The 7,612-nt window shown below is 51.5% G+C and carries 6 protein-coding genes, 4 tRNA genes, 1 rRNA gene and 1 pseudogene; 2 read left to right on the plus strand and 10 right to left on the minus strand.

What is annotated here, in order from left to right; genetic code table 11:
* Nucleotides 1–11: 11 nt before the first annotated feature.
* Nucleotides 12–812, minus strand: a complete 801-nt coding sequence (locus GM30_RS04930) for an endonuclease/exonuclease/phosphatase family protein (protein WP_049847724.1) — start codon at nucleotides 810–812, stop codon at nucleotides 12–14.
* A gap of 241 nt (nucleotides 813–1,053) precedes the next feature.
* Between GM30_RS04930 and yafC the strand changes: the two genes are divergently transcribed.
* Entirely contained in the window at nucleotides 1,054–1,950 is an 897-nt protein-coding gene (gene yafC, locus GM30_RS04935; protein ID WP_049847725.1) for a DNA-binding transcriptional regulator YafC, read from the plus strand.
* A 38-nt stretch (nucleotides 1,951–1,988) separates the two neighbouring features.
* Here yafC and dkgB read toward each other — a convergent pair whose 3' ends face one another.
* From dkgB to GM30_RS04965, 6 genes and pseudogenes are all read right to left on the minus strand, one after another.
* The gene (gene dkgB, locus GM30_RS04940) at nucleotides 1,989–2,792 is read right to left on the minus strand and encodes a 2,5-didehydrogluconate reductase DkgB (protein ID WP_049847726.1); all 804 of its coding nucleotides are present in this window, start codon (nucleotides 2,790–2,792) and stop codon (nucleotides 1,989–1,991) included.
* 240 nt (nucleotides 2,793–3,032) lie between these two features.
* Nucleotides 3,033–3,155, minus strand: a pseudogene (locus GM30_RS23770) (GTP-binding protein); the annotation flags it as partial.
* 118 nt (nucleotides 3,156–3,273) lie between these two features.
* Nucleotides 3,274–3,349, minus strand: a tRNA-Thr gene (locus GM30_RS04950).
* Nucleotides 3,350–3,354: 5 nt separating this feature from the next.
* Nucleotides 3,355–3,429 (minus strand) — tRNA-Gly (locus GM30_RS04955).
* Nucleotides 3,430–3,544: 115 nt separating this feature from the next.
* Nucleotides 3,545–3,629, minus strand: a tRNA-Tyr gene (locus GM30_RS04960).
* A 3-nt stretch (nucleotides 3,630–3,632) separates the two neighbouring features.
* A tRNA-Thr gene (locus GM30_RS04965) sits at nucleotides 3,633–3,708 on the minus strand.
* Between the two features lie 492 nt (nucleotides 3,709–4,200).
* Here GM30_RS04965 and coaA point away from each other — a divergent pair.
* Nucleotides 4,201–5,151, plus strand: coding sequence for a type I pantothenate kinase (coaA, locus tag GM30_RS04970; RefSeq protein ID WP_049847733.1), 951 nt, complete (start codon nucleotides 4,201–4,203; stop codon nucleotides 5,149–5,151).
* 27 nt (nucleotides 5,152–5,178) lie between these two features.
* Here coaA and birA read toward each other — a convergent pair whose 3' ends face one another.
* The 3 genes from birA to rrf form a co-directional block, all read right to left on the minus strand.
* Complete coding sequence (gene birA / locus GM30_RS04975) at nucleotides 5,179–6,141, minus strand: bifunctional biotin--[acetyl-CoA-carboxylase] ligase/biotin operon repressor BirA (protein ID WP_049847727.1); 963 nt, start codon at nucleotides 6,139–6,141, stop codon at nucleotides 5,179–5,181.
* Nucleotides 6,138–7,166 (minus strand): UDP-N-acetylmuramate dehydrogenase, encoded by a 1,029-nt coding sequence (gene murB / locus GM30_RS04980; protein WP_049847728.1) that lies wholly within the window; start codon nucleotides 7,164–7,166, stop codon nucleotides 6,138–6,140. The genes birA and murB overlap by 4 nt, the downstream gene beginning before the upstream one ends.
* 114 nt (nucleotides 7,167–7,280) lie before the next feature.
* Nucleotides 7,281–7,396, minus strand: a 5S ribosomal RNA gene (gene rrf / locus GM30_RS04985).
* Nucleotides 7,397–7,612 lie beyond the last annotated feature (216 nt).

The raw sequence follows: 7,612 nt of genomic DNA on the forward strand, positions 1-7,612 counted from the left end.
CTGACATACCTTTATTTATCAGGCTTGCCGGGACTGAATTCGACGAGTAGCGGGTTATGATCGGACGCGCGGGTGACCAGCACAGAGGCTTCATGCACCGCGAGACCGCGATAGAAAACGAAATCGAGCGGACGCCCAAACGCGCGACGGCGGTTGTCGTCAGTAAAACGGACTTCGCGTAACGACATCTCACGCGCAAAACGGTAGAGCGCATTCATTCGCGGGCGGCTCCAGGCATTGAAATCGCCCGCCATGATCACGGGCCCACTGTGGTGAGCGATCTGGTCGCCAATGGGCAGTAATTGTTTGCTGTACACATCCACCCCCAGGCTAAAATTCACCGCGTGAATATTCACCACCATCAACAGACGCGTGTCCGGCAAGGGATACACCGTCACCAGCGCCGACTTTGCCAGGCGCAGAATTGGCTCACGTTCGCGCAGCGGGCAACAGTACACGGGATGTGCTGCTGACAGCGTCATCACCCCCGACGGATGCTGCGGTAATACAAATGCGGGGACTTGATCCGCCGCAAGATAGTTAGTGGTCGCAAACGACACCAGCTCAGGCGTGGTTTGTGCCTCCTGCAATAACACCAGGTGCGCATCCTTGCCGAAGTTCTTCAGCACAGACATCCATTCAGCACGTTGCTGTTTAAAGATATTCCAGACCAGGATCCGGATCTTTTCTTCGCTGCTTAACGGCGCACCTGCGGGTAACGCTTTACCAATGCTCGCAAACGACCCTGGCGGCAAGATCCGCTCTGCGGGTTGTCCGGCGACATAACGCATGGCATAGGTATTTTTTCGCACTTTTAGCTTCAGACCTCAATAACAAAAAACCCGCCCAGAATCGCGCGGGTTCTTCTGTTATAGGGATTTCTGTTCATACTTTCAACGCTATTTACCAGAAACATTGCGCTATTACTGTAAGCAAGTACTTACTGCTACGCGCGCAATTCGGTCGACAATAAGTGATGGCATACAGCATGAAGAGATGCTTAAATAACAAAATCATTCAAAATCAAAATTGAATTTTGCGCATGGAGCAACAATGAAAGCGACCTCTGAAGAAATTGCCATTTTTGTCGCCGTTGTCGAAAGCGGAAGCTTTAGCCGGGCGGCAGAACAGCTCGATCAAGCCAACTCAGCCGTCAGCCGGGCCGTCAAAAAGCTCGAGTCAAAGCTGGGCGTCAGCCTGCTCAATCGAACTACCCGTCAGCTGAGCCTGACCGAAGAAGGCGAGCGCTACTTTCGTCGGGTGCAGGTGGTGTTACAGGAAATGGCGGCAGCGGAAAATGAATTGATTGAGACGCGCAATACGCCACGGGGCCTGTTGCGTGTTGATGCCGCCACGCCGGTGGTGCTTCACTTCTTGATGCCGCTGATTAAACCGTTTCGGGAGCGTTATCCCGAAATGACGCTTTCGCTGGTCTCCTCCGAAACCTTTATCAACCTGATTGAGCGCAAAGTGGATGTCGCTATCCGCGCCGGGACGCTGACTGACTCCAGCCTGCGCGCACGTCCGCTGTTTAACAGCTATCGGAAGATCATTGCGTCGCCGGATTATCTTGAGAAACATGGCACGCCGCAAACCGTGGAGGAACTCGAGGAACATCTGTGCCTTGGTTTCACCGAACCTGTTTCGCTGAATACCTGGCCCATCTCACGCAACGACGGGCAGCTTTTTGAAATTCAGTGCGGGATCTCGTCGAACAGCGGTGAAACGCTAAAACATCTCTGCCTGAGCGGCAACGGTATTGCCTGTCTTTCTGACTATATGGTGGATAAAGAAATTGCGAAGGGAGAGTTTGTGGAGCTGCTGGCGGATAAACGTTTACCGGTTGAGATGCCGTTCAGCGCGGTCTATTACAGTGACAGAGCGGTGAGCACCCGCATCAGGGCGTTTATCGATTTTCTGAGTGAATACATTAAGCAAAACATGAAATAACAAAGCGAGTGGCACAGTGCCACTCGCTATGCTGGAGATTAATCCCAGTTCGGCGCCAGGCCTTCCGGGCTCACCAGACGATCGTTGCAATCAAGCGCAGCAATCGCTTTCTTATCTTCCGCGTCCAGTTTCAGATCGCGTGCCAGCAGGTTGCTCGCCAGGTTTTCACGTTTGGTAGAAGACGGGATCACCGCATAACCTTCGCCCATCGCCCATGCCAGGATCACCTGAGCCGGGGTCGCATTGTGCTTAACCGCGATACGCGCAATCACTTCATCTTTCAGTGCCTTACCGTAAGCCAGCGTCATATAAGAGGTAATATGAATGCCATGCGCTTTCGCCCAGGCAACCACTTTACCGTTCTGCAGGTACGGAGACAGCTCAATCTGGTTCGTCGCGATGTTCTCTGCACCGACCGCTGCAATGGCTTTTTCCATCAGCGGGATGGTGAAGTTAGAGATACCGATTTCGCGAGTCAGACCCTGTTTTTTCGCTTCCAGTAGCGCCTGCATGAATTCTTCAACAGACACTTCGTCGTTCGGGGACGGCCAGTGGATCAGCGTCAGATCAACGTAGTCGGTACGCAGTTTCTGCAGGCTCTCTTTCAGGCTCGGGATCAGCTTGTCTTTGCTCAGATTCTCGATCCAGATTTTGGTGGTGATGAACAGATCGCCGCGCTTAACGCCACTTTCCGCAATAGCCTGACCAACAGCGGCTTCGTTGCCATAGATCTGCGCGGTATCAATTGCGCGATAGCCAAGCTCCAGCGCATTTTTTACAGAAGCGATAACCACATCGTCGTTCAGACGGAACGTACCAAGACCAAATGCAGGGATAGACATAAGAATTCCTCTTTTTCACAGTTTGTGTTTAATGCGAGGATTATGGACGAAGCATGGGAGGGAAAACAGATCGCAAAATGCAGAGGATTTTTGCTTAAATCGCAATAATCAGCGTTACTGAACGATTTTTTGACATGAAAAAGCCCTGAGTTTTCACTCAGGGCTCTCAATAAGTGGCGGAACGGACGGGACTCGAACCCGCGACCCCCTGCGTGACAGGCAGGTATTCTAACCGACTGAGCCGTAGGTTTTAGCCAGTACGGTAGTGATGGCAGCGGTCAGCGTTGTTTTACCATGGTCAACGTGGCCGATAGTACCGACGTTAACGTGCGGTTTTGTACGTTCAAACTTTTCTTTAGACATCGATTGTCCCTCTAAGACACGGATAAATCGGTGATATCACCACATCAACCAGGCAATATGCCTGAATCGTTGAATACATTTACAGGTTCACAGAGAGAAACAGGGAGGAGAAGTGAAGTGGTGCTGATACCCAGAGTCGAACTGGGGACCTCACCCTTACCAAGGGTGCGCTCTACCAACTGAGCCATATCAGCACGTCTGGAGCGGGCAGCGGGAATCGAACCCGCATCATCAGCTTGGAAGGCTGAGGTAATAGCCATTATACGATGCCCGCATCCTGAAACTCGGCTACCCAGTTCTTTCTGTAACAAAAAAGAGATTTCTCTCTTTTATGTTTGAGCTGACAAGCTTTTTTACCAGCTCAGGCGGCGAAAAACGCTGCCAGAAAGTGGTGGTGGGGGAAGGATTCGAACCTTCGAAGTCGATGACGGCAGATTTACAGTCTGCTCCCTTTGGCCGCTCGGGAACCCCACCTGATGGTGCCGACTACCGGAATCGAACTGGTGACCTACTGATTACAAGTCAGTTGCTCTACCTACTGAGCTAAGTCGGCATCAAGTAGCGCGCATTCTAGGGAGACCTGCGAACTCATGCAACTAAAAATTTGCATAAAACGTTCTATCGCTCACATTTTGTGCGCCAACAGCAAAAAACGATGTAATTTCAGCCAGCAGAGAATAAAAATCCGGCTTTTTGCCAGTGCGGCTTTATCTCCTGCGCCCCTCGCAGAATAACAACTAGCACAAATTTTCAGCCCCTGACGCCAGGCCGCCCGGTGAGTGGCGAAAACGTCGGATTTCTCGCCTCGCCCGGAAGCGATCCAGACGAGTTTGCTATACGGTCACCCGAGCCCTTTTGCCGCCCGCTATGGGGCAGGAATATATAAGCCTCCGGAAGTGATGCTTCGCTGCTAATGCATCGATTGAATAGATTTTTTCTTATTATTCGCCCCCATCTGGTGTTACCCTCCTGCCCATTGTCCTGATTAACTGAATGTGACGCGCCACTTTTTCACAGTACACCGTGTGGCGACGAGAACATGCTTATGAGCAAAAAAGAGCAAGCGTTAATGACACCCTATTTACAGTTTAACCGTAGCCAGTGGGCTGCCCTTCGTGACTCCGTTCCTATGACGTTGACCGAAGGGGAAATTACACGGTTAAAAGGCATCAACGAAGATCTCTCCCTGGAAGAAGTGGCCGAAATCTACTTGCCGCTGTCGCGTCTGCTGAACTTCTATATCAGCTCTAACCTGCGTCGCCAGGCCGTGCTGGAACAATTCCTGGGTACCAACGGGCAACGTATTCCTTATATCATTAGCATTGCGGGAAGCGTGGCGGTTGGGAAAAGCACTACAGCGCGTGTGTTGCAGGCGCTGCTGAGCCGCTGGCCCGAGCACCGTCGCGTTGAACTGATTACCACGGATGGCTTTCTGCATCCTAACGCGGTACTGAAAGAACGCGGGTTAATGAAGAAGAAAGGGTTCCCGCTTTCTTACGATATGCACCGTTTAGTCAAATTCGTGTCAGATCTGAAATCCGGCGCGACAAACATTACCGCGCCGGTATACTCCCATCTGATTTATGACGTTATTCCGGACGGCGATAAAACGGTTGCTCAGCCGGATATTCTTATTCTGGAAGGATTAAATGTCCTGCAGAGCGGGATGGATTATCCACACGATCCGCATCATGTTTTTGTTTCTGATTTTGTTGATTTTTCAATCTATGTGGATGCGCCCGAAGCGCTGCTGAAAAACTGGTATATCAACCGCTTTTTGAAATTCCGCGAAGGCGCATTTACGGATCCGGATTCTTATTTCCATAACTATGCGAAATTAAGTAAAGATGAAGCCGTAAATATTGCGACCTCGCTGTGGAATGAAATCAACCTTTTGAATTTAAAAGAGAACATTCTGCCAACCCGCGAACGCGCCAGCTTAATTCTGACGAAAAGCGCTAACCATTCCGTCGAGCAGGTTCGACTGCGAAAATAAATAAAGGGAGCCAAGGCTCCCTTTATTTTACTCGGCACTTCTCAGGGAAATTTCGCCACCCATCCAGGGTTTCACGACGCCATCCTGTTCAAGCAAAAGCCCACCCTGGGCGTCTATTCCGCGGGAAATACCGTAGATTTCTTTATCGCCGATAATCAATTTAACGGGGCGATTGATAAAGTTATCCAGTTTTTCCCAGCGCGGCAGCCAGGGCGCTAATCCTTCCTGTTCGAAAAGCTCCAGCGAGCTGCGCAGTTCTTTGATTAAACGGATTGCCAGAATATTACGATCGAGCGTAATTCCGGCTTCCTGCAGATTAATCCACCCCTGATTTACCACATCCGTTTCTACACGACGCATAGCGAGGTTTATCCCCGCCCCGATGACAAGCTGCGCCGCATCGCCGGTTTTTCCGGTCAATTCGACAAGAATGCCCGCTAGCTTACGATCGTTCAGATACAGGTCGTTCGGCCATTTCACACGAACCTTATCAGCGCCCAGACTTTGCAGCACTTCAGCCATGACAATACCGATCACCAGGCTCAGGCCAATCGCCGCAGCGGGCCCCTGCTCCAGGCGCCAGTACATCGACAGATAAAGGTTGGCACCGAACGGTGAGAACCATTTTCTGCCACGGCGTCCACGGCCGGCCTGCTGATATTCTGCAACACAGGCGTCGCCCGATTGCAGCTCGCTCATTCTGTCCAGCAGATATTGGTTGGTCGAGTCGATGACAGGCAGTACGGCCACATCGCCCTGCTCTAGCTGGCTGTGAATCAGTTCTTTATTCAGGAGCTGTATAGGTTCCGGCAAGCTGTACCCTTTTCCGGGCACGGTAAAAACATCCACACCCCAGTCGCGCAGCGTCTGTATATGTTTATTAATTGCTGCCCGGCTCATGCCCAGGCGTTCGCCCAGTTGCTCGCCCGAGTGGAACTCGCCATCAGAAAGTAGCGAAATAAGCATCAATGGAATGGTATTGTCTTTCACGCAATTTTCTCCACGGCATCGACTTCGCCGGTACTGCCAATGAACCGTACTTCAGGCTCCAGCCAGACATTGAATTTCTCACCGACCTGCTGGCGAACGTAATGCGCCAGCGCGACGACATCATCACTCGTGGCCTGGTTTTCATTAATCAGCACCAGAGCCTGCTGACGGTGTACTGCCGCGCCGCCTATCTGCTTACCTTTTAACTGACATTGATCGATCAGCCAGCCCGCAGCCAGCTTCATGCTGCCATCGGCCTGAGGATAATGCGGTGCCGTTGGGAAAAGATCTAATACTGTCCGGGCTTGTTCAGCGCTGACTACCGGATTCTTGAAGAAGCTGCCAGCGTTTCCGTTTACTTTCGGATCGGGCAGTTTTGACATGCGCATGTGACATACAGAATCAAATACCTGCTGAGGGGTAACGCTTTGCGGATCGAGCCGTGTCAGGTCGCCATAGGTGAGTACCGGTTGCCAGGCTTTCGCTAACCTCAGGCCAACCGCAACAATGGCGTAGCGATCCTGATACTCATGTTTGAAGATGCTGTCGCGGTAGCCGAACCGGCATTCCTGCGCGCTCAGGCGCAGCGATTTGCCTGTGGCCAGCTCAATGCAGTCAACATATTCGCAAACCTGCTTGAGTTCCACGCCATAGGCGCCAATGTTCTGTATCGGCGCAGAGCCTGCACAACCGGGTATTAGTGCCAGATTCTCAAGGCCTGGAATGTTTTTCTCCAGCGTAAACTGCACCAGTTTATGCCAGTTCTCCCCTGCGCCAACATGCAAATGCCATGCATCGACGTCTTCCTGAACCGTGATACCTTTAATACGGTTTACGATAACGGTACCTGAGTAGTCTTCCAGGAAAAGCACATTGCTTCCCTCCCCCAGAATCAGCACCGGCTGCTGATTTTCGGTCGCCTGCCGCCAGGTTTGTTGTAATTGGTGAGCATTTTCGACGCAAACAATGTCTTGCGCGCAGCGATCGATCCCGAAGGTATTCCAGGGTTTTAAAGAATGGTTCATGAGACGCTTTCCTGAGACAAAAACGGGAGCTAGTTTACCGTATCTCAACCGGGAAGGCTTGGAGTATAAACGCAAAAAGGCCATCCTTCCGGATGGCCTCTTCACGTAATTAATGCCTGGCAGTGTCCTACTCTCACATGGGGAAGCCCCACACTACCATCGGCGCTACGGCGTTTCACTTCTGAGTTCGGCATGGGGTCAGGTGGGACCACCGCGCTAAAGCCGCCAGGCAAATTCTTTATACTCTGTCCTGTGTCTTTTGCACTGATACTGCGTTGGCTGCTTTCGCGAACGTCAGTCACATACTTCTGTATGCTCCTTCCGTCGCCTCATTTGCCGCCTTGTCTCTGCGCAAAATCCTTCGGACTCTGAATCTCAGCTGAAAATCTTCTCTCATCCGCCAAAACATCTTCGGCGTTGTAAGGTTAAGCCTCACGGTTCATTAG

It is taken from the genome of Trabulsiella odontotermitis (genome assembly GCF_001188485.1).
Classification (GTDB): domain Bacteria; phylum Pseudomonadota; class Gammaproteobacteria; order Enterobacterales; family Enterobacteriaceae; genus Trabulsiella; species Trabulsiella odontotermitis_A.

What these genes read in the sequence shown, in the direction of transcription:
- dkgB (WP_049847726.1), bottom strand. Translation starts at nt 2,792, where the DNA reads ATGTCTATCCCTGCATTTGGTCTTGGTACGTTCCGTCTGAACGACGAT.
- yafC (WP_049847725.1), top strand. Translation starts at nt 1,054, where the DNA reads ATGAAAGCGACCTCTGAAGAAATTGCCATTTTTGTCGCCGTTGTCGAA.
- murB (WP_049847728.1), bottom strand. Translation starts at nt 7,166, where the DNA reads ATGAACCATTCTTTAAAACCCTGGAATACCTTCGGGATCGATCGCTGC.
- coaA (WP_049847733.1), top strand. Translation starts at nt 4,201, where the DNA reads ATGAGCAAAAAAGAGCAAGCGTTAATGACACCCTATTTACAGTTTAAC.